16 protein-coding genes are annotated in these 15202 nt (G+C 70.4%); 11 read left to right on the top strand and 5 right to left on the bottom strand.

Features of this window, described 5'->3' with window-relative positions; translation table 11 throughout:
- Positions 1–59: 59 nt before the first annotated feature.
- Complete coding sequence (locus KTR66_RS01765; protein ID WP_213609726.1) at positions 60–1676, top strand: thiamine pyrophosphate-binding protein; 1617 nt, start codon at positions 60–62, stop codon at positions 1674–1676.
- Between the two features lie 58 nt (positions 1677–1734).
- Here KTR66_RS01765 and KTR66_RS01760 read toward each other — a convergent pair whose 3' ends face one another.
- The 4 genes from KTR66_RS01760 to KTR66_RS01745 all read right to left on the bottom strand — a co-directional run bounded on the left by KTR66_RS01760 (position 1735) and on the right by KTR66_RS01745 (position 6467).
- Positions 1735–2157 carry a DoxX family protein gene (locus tag KTR66_RS01760; RefSeq protein WP_213609724.1) on the bottom strand — a complete coding sequence of 141 codons (423 nt, stop codon included), beginning with the start codon at positions 2155–2157 and terminating at the stop codon, positions 1735–1737.
- A gap of 64 nt (positions 2158–2221) precedes the next feature.
- The gene (locus KTR66_RS01755) at positions 2222–2968 is read right to left on the bottom strand and encodes an enoyl-CoA hydratase (RefSeq protein WP_213609722.1); all 747 of its coding nucleotides are present in this window, start codon (positions 2966–2968) and stop codon (positions 2222–2224) included.
- A complete protein-coding gene (locus tag KTR66_RS01750) occupies positions 2965–4176 on the bottom strand; it encodes a flavin-dependent oxidoreductase (protein ID WP_213609720.1) in 1212 nt (403 codons plus the stop codon). The genes KTR66_RS01755 and KTR66_RS01750 overlap by 4 nt, the downstream gene beginning before the upstream one ends.
- Positions 4173–6467 carry a bifunctional salicylyl-CoA 5-hydroxylase/oxidoreductase gene (locus tag KTR66_RS01745; protein ID WP_213609718.1) on the bottom strand — a complete coding sequence of 765 codons (2295 nt, stop codon included), beginning with the start codon at positions 6465–6467 and terminating at the stop codon, positions 4173–4175. The genes KTR66_RS01750 and KTR66_RS01745 overlap by 4 nt, the downstream gene beginning before the upstream one ends.
- A 73-nt stretch (positions 6468–6540) precedes the next feature.
- Here KTR66_RS01745 and KTR66_RS01740 point away from each other — a divergent pair, with 73 nt between their 5' ends.
- The 10 genes from KTR66_RS01740 (at position 6541) to KTR66_RS01695 (ending at position 14508) form a co-directional block, all read left to right on the top strand.
- On the top strand, positions 6541–7269 hold the full coding sequence (locus KTR66_RS01740; protein WP_213609716.1) for an SDR family NAD(P)-dependent oxidoreductase: 729 nt from the start codon (positions 6541–6543) through the stop codon (positions 7267–7269).
- Positions 7269–7751, top strand: a complete 483-nt coding sequence (locus KTR66_RS01735; RefSeq protein ID WP_213609714.1) for a MarR family winged helix-turn-helix transcriptional regulator — start codon at positions 7269–7271, stop codon at positions 7749–7751. Before KTR66_RS01740 ends, KTR66_RS01735 begins: the two co-directional genes overlap by 1 nt.
- Complete coding sequence (locus KTR66_RS01730; RefSeq protein WP_213609712.1) at positions 7748–8554, top strand: enoyl-CoA hydratase family protein; 807 nt, start codon at positions 7748–7750, stop codon at positions 8552–8554. The genes KTR66_RS01735 and KTR66_RS01730 overlap by 4 nt, the downstream gene beginning before the upstream one ends.
- A gap of 67 nt (positions 8555–8621) precedes the next feature.
- Positions 8622–9773 carry an acyl-CoA dehydrogenase family protein gene (locus KTR66_RS01725; protein ID WP_213609710.1) on the top strand — a complete coding sequence of 384 codons (1152 nt, stop codon included), beginning with the start codon at positions 8622–8624 and terminating at the stop codon, positions 9771–9773.
- A gap of 2 nt (positions 9774–9775) precedes the next feature.
- Positions 9776–11338, top strand: a complete 1563-nt coding sequence (locus KTR66_RS01720; RefSeq protein ID WP_213609708.1) for an AMP-binding protein — start codon at positions 9776–9778, stop codon at positions 11336–11338.
- Between the two features lie 55 nt (positions 11339–11393).
- Positions 11394–11864: a thioesterase family protein gene (locus tag KTR66_RS01715; protein ID WP_213609706.1), complete on the top strand. Its 471-nt coding sequence runs from the start codon at positions 11394–11396 to the stop codon at positions 11862–11864.
- Positions 11861–12259: a RidA family protein gene (locus tag KTR66_RS01710; RefSeq protein WP_213609704.1), complete on the top strand. Its 399-nt coding sequence runs from the start codon at positions 11861–11863 to the stop codon at positions 12257–12259. Before KTR66_RS01715 ends, KTR66_RS01710 begins: the two co-directional genes overlap by 4 nt.
- Positions 12256–13284, top strand: coding sequence for a tRNA epoxyqueuosine(34) reductase QueG (queG, locus tag KTR66_RS01705; RefSeq protein ID WP_213609702.1), 1029 nt, complete (start codon positions 12256–12258; stop codon positions 13282–13284). Before KTR66_RS01710 ends, queG begins: the two co-directional genes overlap by 4 nt.
- Positions 13281–13979 (top strand): 7-cyano-7-deazaguanine synthase QueC, encoded by a 699-nt coding sequence (queC, locus tag KTR66_RS01700; RefSeq protein WP_213609700.1) that lies wholly within the window; start codon positions 13281–13283, stop codon positions 13977–13979. Before queG ends, queC begins: the two co-directional genes overlap by 4 nt.
- Positions 13957–14508, top strand: a complete 552-nt coding sequence (locus KTR66_RS01695) for a VUT family protein (protein ID WP_213609698.1) — start codon at positions 13957–13959, stop codon at positions 14506–14508. The genes queC and KTR66_RS01695 overlap by 23 nt, the downstream gene beginning before the upstream one ends.
- A 15-nt stretch (positions 14509–14523) precedes the next feature.
- Here the strand turns inward: KTR66_RS01695 and KTR66_RS01690 are convergent, their stop codons facing one another.
- A complete protein-coding gene (locus KTR66_RS01690; protein WP_213609696.1) occupies positions 14524–15201 on the bottom strand; it encodes a TetR/AcrR family transcriptional regulator in 678 nt (225 codons plus the stop codon).
- Position 15202 lies beyond the last annotated feature (1 nt).

Genomic DNA, 15202 nt, shown 5'->3' with positions numbered 1-15202 from the left:
CGCGGGCAGCTTGGCGCGCGGGGCGCAGCGCCTATGCTGCGTGGCCGAGGGAGAATCCGATGAACGACCAGCCGCAGCTCACCACCGGCGCCGAGGCCATGCTGGCAAGCTTCGCCGCCGCCGGCATGCCGGCGATCTTCGGCGTGCCGGGCGGCGGCTCCAGCCTCGATCTCATCGCCGCGGCCAAGGCGCGCGGCATTCCCTTCCTGCTCGCGCGCACGGAGAATGGCGCGGGCATCATGGCCTCCGCGCTCGCCGAGCTCACCCACAAGCCCGTCGGCCTGCTGACGACGCGCGGCCCCGGCGTTTCCAACGCGGCCAACGGCATGGCCAATGCGAGCCTGGAGCGCGCGCCGGTGATCCTGGTGGCGGATGGCTTCGCGGCGCGGGAGAGCCGCTATGTCACGCATCAGCTCTTCGACCAGGCGGCGATGATGGCGCCCGTCACGCGCGCCCGCGGCCTGGGCGCGACCGAGGCCGCGCGCGTGCTGGAGGCCGCCCTCTCCGCCCCGCGTGGCCCTGGCTATCTGGAACTGGCGGGCGACGCCGCGCGCGCACCGGCCGCCCCCGCCGCGCCCTTCAACCCGCCCGTGCTGGAGGCCCCCTCGCCCGGCGCCATCGCCGAGGCGCGGCGCCTGCTGGAGGCCGCGCAGCGCCCCGCGCTCATCATCGGCCTGGAAGCGACCGCGCCCGCACGCGCCGCCGCCACGCGGCGCCTGGTCGAGGCGCTGGGCTGCCCCGGCCTCGTCACCTACAAGGCCAAGGGCGTGCTGCCCGACAGCCACCCGCTCTTCGGCGGCGTCTTCACCGGCGGCGAGGCGGAGGCGCCGCTGCTGCGCGAGGCCGACCTCATCCTGCTCCTGGGCGCCGACCCGGTGGAGTTCATCGGCCAGCCCTGGCGTTATGGGGTGCCGATCCTCGACCTCGCCTGCTGCGCGCGGGAGATGGAATACCGCAAGCCGGAGCTGGCGCTGATCGGCGCCTGGGAGGTGGCGGCCGCCGCGCTCGCCGAGGATGCGCCGCGCCGCCCCTGGCCCGAGGGCCGCGTGGCCGCGCTGCGCACCGCCTGGCTCGCGGCGCTGGAGAACGCGCCCGGCGGCAATCGCGGCATGGCGCCGTCCGACATCGTGCGCGTGACGCAGGATGCCTGCCGCCGCCTGGGCGTGGACCCGCGTGTCAGCGTGGATGCCGGCGCCCACATGTTCCCCGCCACCACCTTCTGGCAGGCAGAACGGCCGGGTGACCTGCTGATCTCCAATGGCCTCGCCACCATGGGCTATGCGCTGCCCGCCGCCATCGCCGCCGCCTGGCATGACCCTGGCCGTGGCGCGGTCGCCTTCACCGGCGATGGCGGGCTGCTCATGGCGATCGGTGAACTGGCCACCGCCGCCGCCATGGGCGTGAACCTGACGGTGGTGGTGTTCAATGACGCGACCCTCTCGCTCATCGACATCAAGAAGGGCGCGCGGGACCTGCCCGATGGCGCGCTCGACTGGCCCATGGCCGATTTCGCCGCCGTGATGCGCGGCATGGGCGGCCGCGCCTGGAGCGTGGCAGATGCGTCCGGCCTCGACGACGCGCTGGCGGAAGCCATGGCGCAACCCGGCCCGCGCCTGATCGACGTGCGGACGGACCCCTCCAGCTATCCGGCGCAGATCAAGGCGTTGCGCGGATAGCGCACCTGGGATGTTGCGCGGATAGCGCACCTGGAATGTTGCGCGGATAGCGCACGGATCACGCTGCGGGGCTGACCTTCCCGGCGCCGCCGATCCGGTAGCGATCCCAGTCGCGCAGCAGATACAGCGCGAAGAAGGCAGCGAGGATCGGCACGCCCGCGATGAAGAAGTGGTTGCTCACCGGATTCCACGGCGAGAGGATGCGCGGGATGGAGACGATCACCGTCACGCCATGCAGCAGCAGCACGATTCCGTAGGTGAGGCGCGGCTGGAAGCCCAGCAGCAGCGCCACCGCGATCAGCACCTGCGCCACACCCAGGATGGGCGGCACCCAGCTGCCGAAATCGATCCCGTAGAAGTTGCGGAAGATCGCGAGCGTCGTCGCCGGGACGACGAATTTCTCGATCCCCCATTGCAGGAAGAAGACGCCGAGCGTGAGGCGCAGGACGAGCAGGGCGATGGCCAGGCGAGCTTCGGGCATGGGCGCGGTTTCTCCGGTCGCCATCATGGCGAGCCTCCGGTTTTCGCGCCGAAGGTCGGGGAAGTTACCGCCGGCGGTTGAGGAAGTGCCCCATCATCGCGCGGGGCTCCGCCGTCTCCCAGGATTTCGCGAAGGCCGGAATTCCGGCCGCGATGGCCTGGCTCAGCGGCAGATCCTCCCAGGCACGGATCAGCGCCTTCTGGTTGGCGATGGCGACCGGCCCCGCCTCACGCAGCAGGGCGATCCATTCCTCCACCGCGGGGTCGAGCCGCTCCATCGGCACCACGCGCTCCAGGAAGCCCCAGGCTTCCATGGTCGCGGCATCCAGCGTCTCGGCCAGCAGCAGCAGGCGCCGCGTGCGGCCCCAGCCGATCAGCCCCGGCAGCAGCGCGGCCTCGACCACGGAGGGGATGCCGACGCGCACCTCCGGCATGCCGAATTTCGCCCCATCGGCGGCGATGCGCAGATCACAGGCGGCGGCGATCTCGAGCCCTGCGCCCAGGCACCAGCCCTGGATGCGCGCGATGACCGGCACGCGGCAGGCGCGGATGGCGGCGCAGGCCCCATGCACGCGCTCGATGAAGGCGCGGCCTTGATCCGGCGTCGCCACGGCCCCCATCTCGCGGATATCCGCGCCGCCGATGAAGGCGCGCGGCCCCTCGCCCGCCAGCACCACGGCGCGGATATCGTCCTCCACCTCGAAGGCGGCGGCGAGCTGCAGCAGCAGCTCCGAGTTCAGCGTGTTGAGCTTGGCGTCATTCGCGACCGTGACGCGGCGGATATCGCCGTCGCGCGTGATGTCGATCCTCACCGCACCATCCCCGCGAGCTTCGCATAGCCGCGCGCGATGGCGGCCAGCTCCTCATGCGCGATCACGGCGTTGAGGTCGGTGAAGCCATCGGGCGCGCGTTCGCTCACCACATCCACCACGCGCTCCGGCCCGCCGCGGCGGTTGGAAAGCGCGATCTCCCGCGTGGCCGGCAGGCGCTCGGCCTCATAGGCGGTCAGCGCCTCCTCCACCGGCAGTTCATCCAGCAGCCGCGCCAGCAGGCGCGCGTCGATGATGGCCTGGGAGGCGCCGTTGGAGCCGGTCGGGTACATCGCATGCGCCGCATCGCCCAAGAGCGTCACCCGGCCCTGCGTCCAGAAGGGCAGCGGATCGCGGTCGCACATCGGGTATTCCCAGAATTCCGGCGTGGCGCGGACCATGGCCTCCACATCGAGGCCGGGCACGCGGAAGCGCTGCACATGCGGCAGAACCTCGGCCAACTGGCCCGGCCGCGCCCAATCCTCGCGGCGGGGCGGCGGGCGCGTCGGGTCGCCGATCTGGGCGCAGACCACCCAGTTGGTGAGGCGCGTCTCCGGCGTGGACCCACGGCCGATCGGGTAGAAGACCAGCTTCTCCTTCATGTCGCCGGCCACGAACATGACGTCACCCGTCTCGTAGCAGGGCCAGAGGGTGGCGCCGCGCCACATCTGGATGCCGTTCCAGCGAATGCCAGGATCATTCGGATGCAGCGCCGCGCGCAGCATGGAATGGATGCCATCCGCGCCAATCAGCGCGCGGCCCTGGATCTCGCTCCCATCGGCGAAGCGCGCGGTGACGCCCTGCGCATCCTGCGTGAAGCCCGTGAGCCGCATGCCCGTCCGCACCGCATCGCCGCCCAGCCGCTTCAGCGCCGCGCGCCACAGCACGCCATGCATGCGGCCGCGATGGATGGAAAGCTGCGGCGCATCATGCCCCGCATGCAGCCCGCGCGCCTCGGTCCAGATGCGGTTGCCGAAGCGATCCATGTAGCGCAGCTCGCGCGTGCGGATCGCGACCTCGTCCAGCTCGTCCAAAAGGCCGAGAGCCGTCAGCTCCCGGATCGCATTGGTCAGCGTGTTGATGCCGACGCCGAGCTGCTTCACCTCGGCCGCCGCCTCCAGCACCAGGCAGGGGATGCCGCGCTCGTGCAGCGAAAGCGCCAGGGTCAGGCCGCCGATGCCACCACCGGCGATGAGGATGGGCGCGCTCATTTCGGCGCGTGGCTCGCGGGTTTCGCCTTGCGACGCAGTTCCATCAGATCCTCCCTCGCGCGCTTCGCATTGCGGAACAGCGCATCCTTGCCCCAGCCATATTGAACGGGGGTGTTCACCCCGCGCACGCCGTATTCTGCGGCGGCGTGCAGCGTGAAGGAAGGGTCCGTCAGATGCGGGCGGGCCAGCGCCACCAGATCGGCGCGGCCGGCCGCGATGATGGTGTTCACCTGGTCCGCCGTGGTGATGGAGCCCACGCACATGACCGCGATGCCCGCCTCATTGCGCAGCATGTCGGCCCAGGGGAGCTGGAACATGCGGCCATAGACCGGCTCGGCATCGGCCACCGTCTGGCCGGTCGAGACATCCAGCAGGTCGCAGCCCGCCTCGCGGAAGGCGCGCGCGATCACCAGCATATCCGCATCGGTGATGCCGCCCGCAGCCCAGTCGGTGGCGGAGACGCGGACCGACATGGGCCGATCCTCCGGCCAGAGGGCGCGCATGGCGGTGAAGACCTCCAGCGGGTAGCGCAGGCGGTTCTCCACGCTGCCGCCATAGTCATCGGTGCGGTGGTTCGTCAGCGGCGAGAGGAAGCTCGCCAGCAGATAGCCATGGGCGCAATGCAGCTCCAGCATGTCGAAGCCGCAGGCGATGGCGCGCTCGGTGGCGGCCAGGAAATCCGCCTTCACCCGGTCCATGTCCGCGCGTTCCATGGCGCGCGGCACCTGGCCATGCGGCAGATAGGGGATGGCGCTGGCGGAGAGGATGGGCCAGGCACCCTCGGCCAGCGGCTGGTCCATGCCCTCCCACATGAGCTTGGTCGCGCCCTTCCGCCCGGCATGGCCAAGCTGGAGGCACATCTTCGCCCCCGCCGCATGGGCATTGGCCACAATCCGCGTCCAGGCCGCCTGCTGCGCGTCATTCCAGAGGCCCGCGCAGCCTGGGGTGATGCGCGCATCCCGCGCGGGGCAGGTCATCTCGGTGAAGATGAGTGCCGCGCCGCCCATGGCGCGCGCGCCGTAATGGATCAGGTGGAAGTCGTTCGGCACGCCCTCCTCCGCCGAATACATGCACATGGGCGAGACGACGACGCGGTTGGGCAGCCGCATGCCGCGCAGCTGGAAGGGTTGGAACATGGGCGGGTTGCGGGCATCGCCGCCCGGCGTCTCCGCCGCCACCACCTGCTGCACCTCCGCCACGAATTCGGGCGCGCGCAGCAGCAGATTGTCCCAGGTGATGGCCTTGCTGCGCGTCATCACGCCGAAGGCGAAGCGGGCGGGGTGGAAGTTCCAGAAGCGCTTCACATGCTCGAACCAGACGAGCGAGACATCGGCCGCGTGCTGGATCTTCTCCACCTCCTCGCGCCGCCCGGTCTCGAAGCGGGCGAGGCAGGTGGCGACATCGCCGCCTGCCATGAAGGCGGCATGCAGCGCGATGGCATCCTCCATGGCGAGCTTGGTGCCCGAGCCGATGGAGAAATGCGCCGAGGCCTTGGCATCGCCGAGCAGGACGATGTTGTCCTTCACCCAGCGCGCGCAGCGGATCATCGGAAACTGCCGCCACATGCTGCGATTGGTGATGAGCTTGTGGCCCTGCAGCGCCTCGGCGAAGACGCCCTCCAGATAGGCGGCGCTTTGCGCCTCATCCATCTTGTCGAGGCCCGCGCGGGCGAAGGTCTCGGGGTCGGTCTCCAGCACCCAGGTGCTGGCACCTGCCTCATATTGATAGGCATGGGCGATGAAGATGCCCTCGGGCCGCTCCTCGAAGAAGAAGCTGAAGGCGTCGAGCGGCCTGGTGCTGCCCATCCAGGCGAAGCGGTTGGGGCGGAGATCCACCTCGGGCTGGAAGTGATCCAGGAAGCGGTTGCGGATGGCGCTGTTCACGCCATCGGCCGCGATGATCAGATCGGCGTCGGGGAAATCCTCCGGCTTCGCCTCGCGCCGGAATTCGAGCGTGACGCCGAGTTCCCGCGCGCGCGCCTGCAACAGCGTCAGCAGCGTGCGGCGCGAGCAGCCGCAGAAGCCATTGCCGCCCACGCGATGCTCATGTCCACGCGCGATGATCGCGATATCGTCCCAATAGGCGAAGTTCTCCACGATGGCGCGGTAGGAGGGCTCGTCCGCGTCGCGGAAGATGTCGAGCGTGGCGTCCGAGAAGACGACACCGAAGCCGAAGGTGTCATCCGGCTGGTTGCGCTCCACCACGGTGATCTCGGCCTCGGGCCGGTCGCGCTTCATCAGGATGGCGAAGTAGAGGCCGGCGGGGCCGCCGCCGATCACCGCGATGCGCATGGAGCTCTCCATCAGGCTGCGTCGCCAAAATATGCTTGAACGGAGGCGCCCCGCAATGCTTTAAGCTTAAAACATGCAGGAGCTGGCGGGAGAATTCGCCCTGGTGAGCGGCGGCGGCACGGGCATCGGGCTCGCCTGTGCCCGCGCGCTCAAGGCCGCCGGCGCGCATGTCACCATCCTGGGTCGCCGGGCAGGCCCCCTGGAAGCCGCGGTGGCGCGCGGCGAGGCGGACGCGGCGCTGCCGGGCGATGCGACGGCGCCGCCCGCCCTGCCGCGCGTGACGATCCTGGTGAATGCGGCCGGTGCCGCCGTGAGTGCCCCCTTCCTCAAGACCAGCGACGCCGATTTCCGCGCGGCCTTCGAGACCAATGTGATGTCGGCCGTCGCCCTCTCCCGCGCCGTGCTGCCCGGCATGCTGGCGGCAGCCCAAGGGCGCATCATCAACATCGCCTCCACCGCGGCGCTCAAAGGCTATGCCTATGTGGCGCCCTATGTCGCGGCCAAGCACGCGCTGCTGGGCTTCACCCGCGCGCTGGCGCTCGAGGTCGCGGCCAAGGGCGTCACCGTCAACGCCATCTGCCCCGGCTTCACCGAGACGCCGCTGCTGGCCGAGAGCCTGGCCGTGATCCAGGCCAAGACCGGCATGGACGAAGCCGCCGCGCGCGCGGAACTGGCGAAGCACAATCCGCAAGGCCGCCTGTTGCAGCCGGAGGAAATCGCCGCCGTCACCGTCTTCCTCTGCACATCCGCCGCCGCCGGCATCCATGGCACGGCGCTGCCCGTCAGCGGGGGTGAGGTCTGATGGATGCCGAGACGCAGCTCGCCCATGCGCCGCCCGGCACCAAGGATTCGCTGCGCCTCTGGCTGCGGCTCCTCACCTGCGCCACGCTGATCGAAACCGAAATCCGCCGCCGCCTGCGCGAGGAATTCGCCACCACCCTCCCCCGCTTCGACCTGCTGGCGGCCCTCGACCGCAATGGCGAGGGGCTGACGCTCGGCGATGTCTCGCGCCGGATGATGGTGAGCAACGGCAATGTCACCGGCCTCGCCACACGCCTCGAAGCCGAGGGCCTGATCGAGCGCCGCCTGGATGCCGAGGATCGCCGCGCCTTCCGCCTGCGCCTCACCGCCAAGGGTGCGCGCGAATTCGCCCGCCAGTCCCGCGCGCATGAGGGCTGGATCGCCGAACTGCTGGGCGAGCTCACCGCCACCGAACGCGCCGAGCTGCACCGCCTGCTGGGCCGCGCCAAATCCTCCATCCGCGAGAGCCTCGACACGCCATGACCCCCCTCGCCCGCTATGTGCCGGAACACCTGCAACTGACCGAGGCGGGCGGCGTCATCACCCTCACGCTCAACCGGCCGGAGCGGAAGAACCCTCTGACCTTCGAAAGCTATGCCGAACTGGTCCGGATCTTCCGCGCCGGGGCCGAGGACGACGGGGCCAAGGTCTTCATCGTCACCGGTGCCGGCGGCAATTTCTGCTCGGGCGGCGATGTGCATGAGATCATCGGGCCGCTGCTGGAGCGCGACACCAAGGGCCTGATGCGCTTCACCGCGATGACGGGCGAGCTGGTGAAGGCCATGCGCGCCTGCCCGCAGCCCATCATCGCCGCCGTGGATGGTGTCGCGGCCGGCGCCGGCGCCATCATCGCCATGGCGAGCGACATCCGCCTCGCCACCTCTCGCGCGCGCGTCGCCTTCCTCTTCAACCGCGTGGGCCTGGCCGGATGCGACATGGGGGCCTGTGCCATCCTGCCGCGCATCATCGGCCAGGGGCGCGCCAGCGAATTGCTCTTCACCGGCCGCGCGATGCGCGCCGAGGAGGGCGAGCGCTGGGGCTTCTTCAACCGCCTGAGCGAAAACCTGGCCGAGGATGCCGCGGCACTCGCTGCCGAAATCGCCGCCGGGCCCGGCTTCGCCCATGGGATGACGAAACGCATGCTCGCCATGGAATGGGCGATGGGCGTGGAGCAGGCGATCGAGGCCGAGGCGGTGGCCCAGGCGCTCTGCATGACCACCCAGGATTTCCGCCGCGCCTATGAGGCGTTTGCCGCCAAGCAAACCCCGGTTTTCCGGGGCGACTGACCATGCGATCGCGAAGCACCGCAGGCGGAGCCGAGGAGCGCAGCGTGAATCGCATGGTGCGACGCTAATGGCGGACCGTAGCTTCCTCGACTGGCCCTTTTTCGAGGTACGCCACCGCGAATTCGCGGCGGAGGTCGAGGCCTGGGCGGCAGCGCATGCCGAGCGCCTGACCGATCATCACGACGCCGATGGCAGCACGCGCGCGCTGGCCCGCGCGCTGGGTGAAGCGGGCCTTCTCCGCATGGCCGTGCCGGAGTCCGGCGCGCTGGATGTGCGCAGCCTGTGTCTCGCGCGCGAGATCCTGGCGCGGCATTCGGGCCTGGCCGACTTCGCCTTCGCCATGCAGGGCCTCGGCACCGGGCCCATCACGCTTTTCGGCAGCGAGGAACTGAAGCGGCTGGTCCTGCCCAGCGTGCGCGCCGGCACCACGCTGGCCGCCTTTGCGCTCTCCGAACCGGAAGCCGGCAGCGATGTCGCGGCGCTGGCCACCACCGCCAGCCGCGACGGCAATGCCCATTGGCGGATCGAGGGCGAGAAGACCTGGATCAGCAATGGCGGCATCGCCGGCAGCCATGTCGTCTTCGCCCGCACGGGCGAGGCGCCGGGCGCCAAGGGCCTCACCGCCTTCTGGGTGCCGGGCGATGCGCCGGGGCTGGTGACGGCCGAGCGCATCCAGGTCTCCGCCCCGCATCCGCTCGCCCGCCTGCGCTTCGAGGGCGTGCGCGTGCCGGACGCGCATCGCATCGGCGCGCCGGGGGATGGCTTCAAGATCGCGATGGCCACGCTGGATGTCTTCCGCGCCACGGTGGGCGCAGCCGCGCTCGGCTTCGCGCGCCGCGGCCTCGATCTGCTGCTGCACCGCGCCACCAGCCGCAAGCTCTTCGGCGCGCCGCTCTTCGACCAGCAGATGACCCAGGCCGCCATCGCCGACGCCGCGCTGGATGTGGAAGCCGCCGCCCTCCTCACCTACCGCGCCGCCTGGCTGAAGGATCAGGGCACGCCCCGCGTGTCGCGTGAGGCCAGCATGGCCAAGCTGCACGCGACGGAAGCGGCCGGCCGCATCGCCGATGCCTGTGCGCAGCTGCATGGCGGCCTCGGCGTCGTCACCGATTCCGCGCCCGAATTGCTGACGCGCGAGGTCCGCGCCCTGCGCGTCTATGAGGGCGCCTCCGAGATCCAGCGCGTCATCATCGCGCGCGCCGAGCGGGAGAGGATGTGAGGATGGACAGCTTCGCGGCCGACAACCTGCCCCCCCGCGAGGAATGGCCGGACTTCAAGCTTCTGCCCTATCCCGCCCGGCTGAACTGCGCGGTGGAGCTGCTGGACCGCAACCTCGAAACCCGCGCGAACCACCCGGCCATCGTGACACCCGCCGAGACGCTGACCTATGCGGAACTCGCCGCGCGCGTGAACCGGATCGCCAATGTGCTGGTGGGCGAGCTGGGTCTCACCCCTGGCAACCGCGTGCTGCTGCGCTCGGCCAATAATGCCTGGATGGTCGCGGCCTATTTCGCCGTGCTCAAGGCCGGCGGCATCGTCGTCGCCACCATGCCGCTGCTGCGCGCGAAGGAGATCGGCGAGATCGCCCGCAAGGCGCGCATCACCCACGCGCTTTGCGATGCGCGCCTGCTGGACGAGCTGCAACGCGCGGACGCACCGGATCTCCGCCATATCCTCACCTGGGGCGATGGCGCGTTGGAAGCCCGCTGCGCCGCCGCCAGCGACCAATTCACCGCCCATGACAGCGCCGCGGATGAGACCTGCCTGATCGGCTTCACCTCCGGCACCACGGGCGAGCCCAAGGGCACCATGCATTTCCACCGGGACATGCTGGCCATCTGCGATGCCTATTCGGCCCAGGTGCTGAAGCCCGACGCGAAGGACCGCTTCATCGGCTCGCCGCCCCTCGCCTTCACCTTCGGGCTCGGCGGCCTGGTCCTCTTCCCCTTCCGCGTGGGTGCGACCGCCATCCTGCTGGAGCGCGCCGGCCCCGAGGATCTGCTGCGCGCCATCGTGGCCCATCGCGCCACCATCTGCTTCACCGCGCCCACCGCCTATCGCGCCATGGCGGCGCATGTCGAAGGCCAGGACATCAGCGCACTCCGCAAATGCGTCTCGGCCGGCGAGGCGCTGCCCAAGCCCATCTTCGACCTTTGGCAGGAAAAGACCGGCCTCAAGCTCATGGACGGCATCGGCGCCACCGAGATGCTGCACATCTTCATCGCGGCACCCGAGGAGAAGATCCGCCCCGGCAGCACGGGCCTCGTCGTCCCGGGCTATGAGGCGCGGGTGATCGACGAAGCGGGCCGCGAGGTGCCGCGCGGCACGCCCGGGCGGCTCGCCGTGCGCGGCCCCACCGGCTGCCGCTACCTCGCCGATCCGCGCCAGCGCAAATATGTGCAGCATGGCTGGAACATCACCGGCGACACCTACATCCAGGATGAGGACGGGTATTTCTGGTACCAGGCCCGCAGCGACGACATGATCGTCTCCTCCGGCTACAACATCGCCGGCCCGGAGGTGGAGGCCGCGCTGCTGACGCACCCGGCCGTGCGCGAGTGCGGCGTGGTGGGCACGCCCGATGCCGAGCGCGGCATGCTCGTCACCGCGCATGTGGTGCTGCACCCGGGCCATGCGCCGGATGACGCGATGCGGCTTGCGCTGCAGGAGCATGTGAAGGCGACCATCGCGCCCTACAAATATCCGCGCCGCGTGATCTTCGCGGAGAGCCTGCCACGCACCGGCACCGGCAAGCTGCAGCGCTTTGCGCTGCGAAGCCCATGAGCACCGCCGATTCAGACTTCAGCGCGACAAGCGCGCTTCAGTCATCGGAGGTGACATGACCAGACCGACACCCCTCGCGGCCTCGGCCCTGGCCGCCGCCGCCGCGCGCATCCCCGGCCGCATCCGCTTCTCCGATTGCGACCCCGCCGGCATCGCCTTCTTCGGCGCCTGGTTCACGCTGGCCAATGCCGCGATCGAGGATTTCTTCGAACAGACGCTCGAACTCGATTTCCACCACATCCATGGTGAGCGCCGCACCGGCACCGGCTTCGTCCATGCCGAGGCCGATTGGTTCTCGCCCGGCCGCATGGGGGATCATGTGGTCTTCACGCCGCTCATCACCCGCATCGGCGGCGCTTCCTACGCCACCACCCTGCACGCCCATCGCGGCGAGACGGAGCTGGTCCGCTTCCGCTTCGTGAACGCAACGACGGATCTCGACACCGCCCGCCCCAAGCCCATCCCGGAGGATCTGCGCGCCGCCCTTGCGCGCTACGCCGCCGCCTGCGAAAGCCTTGCCCCATGAGCCTGATCAACCTGCAGCCCAAGGGCTGGCCCGCCCCCAAGGGCTATGCGAATGGCCTGATGGGCGAGGGGCGCCTCGTCGTCATCGGCGGCCAGATCGGCTGGGATGCGGCCGGCCGCTTCGCCGAGGGCTTCGTGCCCCAGGTGCGCCAGGCGCTCTCCAACATCGTGGCCGTGCTGGCCGAGGCGGGCGGCAAGCCCGAGCATATCGCCCGCCTCACCTGGTATGTGACGGATATCGGCGAATACCGCGCGAGCCTGGCCGAGCTCGGCCCCGCCTACCGCGCCGTGATGGGCCGCCATTTCCCGGCGATGACGCTGGTGCAGGTGGTCTCGCTGGTGGAGGAGGAGGCCAAGGTCGAGATCGAGGCGACGGCCATCCTGCCGAAGGTTTGAGCCCCAAGGACGCCATACGGAACGAGGCCCTGCGCCTCGGCTTCGACGCCGTCCGCTTCACCGAGGCCCTCCTCCCCGAATCCGCCCGCGCCCGCCTCGATGCCTTCGTGGAATCCGGCGCCCATGGCGGCATGGCCTGGATGGAGACGCGGCGCGAGCAGCGCGCCCAGCCCCGCGCGCTCTGGCCTGAAGCCATCAGCGTCATCGCCCTCGGCCAGAATTACGGCCCGGACTACGACCCGCTGGCCAGCCTGAAACAGCAAAGCCGCGCCACCATCAGCGCCTATGCCCAGGGGCGCGACTATCACGACGTGGTGAAGAAGCGCCTGAAGGCCCTCGGCCAGTGGATGGCGCGGCACTTCAAGGGCAGCGCGCTCAAGGTCTTCGTGGACACGGCGCCGGTGATGGAAAAGCCGCTCGCCGCCCAGGCCGGCCTCGGCTGGCAGGGCAAGCACACCAACCTGGTCAGCCGGACGCATGGCTCCTGGCTCTTCCTGGGCGAAATCTACACGACCCTCGCGCTCGAGCCCGACGCGCCGGAGACGGACCATTGCGGCTCCTGCCGCGCCTGCCTGGATGCCTGCCCCACCGCCGCCTTCCCCGCGCCCTACCGGCTGGATGCGCGGCGCTGCATCTCCTACCTCACCATCGAGCATCACGGACCGATCCCGCAGGAATTCCGCCGCGCCATGGGCAACCGCATCTATGGCTGCGATGATTGCTTGGCCGTCTGCCCCTGGAACAAATTCGCCCGCGCGGCGGCCGAGCTGCAATTCGCCCCGCGCGGCGAGGTGGCGCCGCCCCTCGCCGAACTGGCCGCGCTGGATGATGCCGCCTTCCGCGCGCGCTTCGCGGGCTCGCCCATCAAGCGCATCGGCCGCAACCGCTTCACCCGCAATGTGCTCATCGCCATCGGCAACAGTGGCGATGCTTCCCTCCTGCCCGTGGCCCGCCGCCTGTGCGAGGATGCGGACCCCGTGGTGGCCGAGGCCGCCCATTGGGCTGTGGAGCAACTCGACCCATGAGCGACGGCGCGCTTGTCCTGTTTTCCGGCGGCCAGGATTCCGCCACCTGCCTCGCCTGGGCGCTGGACCGCTTCCCCCATGTGGAGACGCTGGGCTTCGACTACCGCCAGCGCCACGCCGTGGAACTCACCTGCCGCGAGAAGCTCCGCGCCGGCATGGCCTCCCCCCGCCTCGGCCCCGACCACACGCTCGATCTCGGCGTGCTGGGCCAGCTCAGCGAAACGGCGCTGACGCGCGAAGCCGAGATCGCGCTCCGCGAGGATGGCTTGCCCAACACCTTCGTCCCCGGCCGCAACCTGATCTTCCTGACCTTCGCGGCCGCACTCGCCTATCGCCGCGGCCTGCGCCACATCGTGGCCGGCATGTGCGAGACGGATTACTCGGGCTACCCCGATTGCCGGGATGACACGATCAAGGCGCTGCAGGCCGCCATCAACCTCGGCATGGCGACCCGCCTCGTGCTGCACACGCCGCTCATGTGGCGCGACAAGGCCGAAACCTGGCGCCTGGCCGAACGCCTGGGCGGCCCGGCCCTGGTCGAGCTGATCCGCGTGCAAAGCCATTCGTGCTACAAGGGCGAGCGCGCCACCCTCCACCCCTGGGGACATGGCTGCGGCGAATGCCCCGCTTGTGACTTGCGCGCCAAGGGCTGGGCGGCCTATGCGGGCGCGCATGATGACCCGCACGCGCCTTGAAGGCCTGGCCTTCCTTCTCGCCTTCGCCCTCTGCATCCCCGCCGCCAATTGGCTGATCGGCAATGCCGGGACATTCTGCGTGCCCAATGGCCCCTGCCTGATCCCGGTGGCGCCGGGCATCATGGCGCCCTCGGGCGTGCTGATGATCGGCCTGGCGCTCGTGCTGCGGGACCTGGTGCAGCGCCGCCTCGGGGTGAACTGGGCGATCGGCGCCATCGCGCTCGGCGCCGTGCTCTCGGCCTGGATTGCCCCGCCCGCGCTGGTCATCGCCTCCACCGTCGCCTTCCTGCTGTCGGAGCTGGTGGATCTCGGCGTCTATACGCCCTTGCAGAAGCGCGGGCTGGTGCTGGCCGTCGCCGCCTCCTCCCTGGTCGGGCTGGTGGTGGACAGCGTGATCTTCCTTTGGCTCGCCTTCGGCAGCCTGGACTACCTCTCGGGCCAGGTCATCGGGAAGGCCTGGATGGTGCTGCTGGCCCTGCCCATCGTGGCGCTGCTGCGCCGGCGTGACGCGCGGCTCGGCCTCGCCTGAGGCCGCGGCCGGCCGTCAGCTGGCCGCGACCGAGAGGCGCCGGGCGTTCACCTCGGGCCGCATCCCGTCCAGGAAGACCTCCACCGCCGCGCGCGCCAGGCCCGCGATTTCCTCGGGCGGCGGCACGAGGCGCAGCCCCAGCAGCAGACGGATCTGCACGGAGCCGAAGGCCATGCCGTAGAGCATGCGGCCCACGGCATCCGCATCCCCCCGCCGCAGCCGCCCGCGCTCCATCTCGGCCGCGATCAGCCGTTGCAGCGCGGTCGAACCGCGGCGGACCAGCACGCGGTGGAAGCTTTCCGCCAGTTCGGGCGAACGGCCCTGCTCCGCGATGACCAGCCGGAAGATGCCCGTCCGGCGCAGCGCCAGAAGATGCCGCCCCGCCGCCTCCAGCATCACGGCCAGGCCGGTGCGCAGGTCCGTCTCGGGGGCGAGTTCGAGATCGAGCTGGGCGGGCACCAGCGAATCCTGGATCGCCGCCTCGAACAGCGCCGCCTTGGAAGGATAGAGGCGATAGAGCGTGCGCTTGGACATGCCCGCCTCCTGCGCCACCTTGTCCATGCTGGCGGCGGCATAGCCGTCGCGCGTGAAGACGGTGGTGGCCGCCTCCATGAGCGCGTTGCGCCGCGCCGCCTCCGGCATGGGGCTGGGCCCCGGCCGGCAGCGCGCGCGGGCGGGCATCACCTCGCTCACG

It is taken from the genome of Roseococcus sp. SDR, assembly GCF_019083995.1.
Lineage (GTDB): Bacteria > Pseudomonadota > Alphaproteobacteria > Acetobacterales > Acetobacteraceae > Roseococcus.
This window is presented reverse-complemented; position numbering and strand designations above follow the sequence as displayed.

Coding starts and splice junctions, on each gene's coding strand:
- KTR66_RS01750 (WP_213609720.1), bottom strand. CDS start 4,176: ATGAGCGCGCCCATCCTCATCGCCGGTGGTGGCATCGGCGGCCTGACC.
- KTR66_RS01765 (WP_213609726.1), top strand. CDS start 60: ATGAACGACCAGCCGCAGCTCACCACCGGCGCCGAGGCCATGCTGGCA.
- KTR66_RS01720 (WP_213609708.1), top strand. CDS start 9,776: ATGGACAGCTTCGCGGCCGACAACCTGCCCCCCCGCGAGGAATGGCCG.
- KTR66_RS01715 (WP_213609706.1), top strand. CDS start 11,394: ATGACCAGACCGACACCCCTCGCGGCCTCGGCCCTGGCCGCCGCCGCC.
- KTR66_RS01730 (WP_213609712.1), top strand. CDS start 7,748: ATGACCCCCCTCGCCCGCTATGTGCCGGAACACCTGCAACTGACCGAG.
- queC (WP_213609700.1), top strand. CDS start 13,281: ATGAGCGACGGCGCGCTTGTCCTGTTTTCCGGCGGCCAGGATTCCGCC.
- KTR66_RS01725 (WP_213609710.1), top strand. CDS start 8,622: ATGGCGGACCGTAGCTTCCTCGACTGGCCCTTTTTCGAGGTACGCCAC.
- KTR66_RS01695 (WP_213609698.1), top strand. CDS start 13,957: ATGATGACCCGCACGCGCCTTGAAGGCCTGGCCTTCCTTCTCGCCTTC.
- KTR66_RS01745 (WP_213609718.1), bottom strand. CDS start 6,467: ATGCGCATCGCGGTGATCGGCGGCGGCCCCGCCGGCCTCTACTTCGCC.
- KTR66_RS01710 (WP_213609704.1), top strand. CDS start 11,861: ATGAGCCTGATCAACCTGCAGCCCAAGGGCTGGCCCGCCCCCAAGGGC.
- KTR66_RS01740 (WP_213609716.1), top strand. CDS start 6,541: ATGCAGGAGCTGGCGGGAGAATTCGCCCTGGTGAGCGGCGGCGGCACG.
- KTR66_RS01735 (WP_213609714.1), top strand. CDS start 7,269: ATGGATGCCGAGACGCAGCTCGCCCATGCGCCGCCCGGCACCAAGGAT.
- KTR66_RS01760 (WP_213609724.1), bottom strand. CDS start 2,157: ATGCCCGAAGCTCGCCTGGCCATCGCCCTGCTCGTCCTGCGCCTCACG.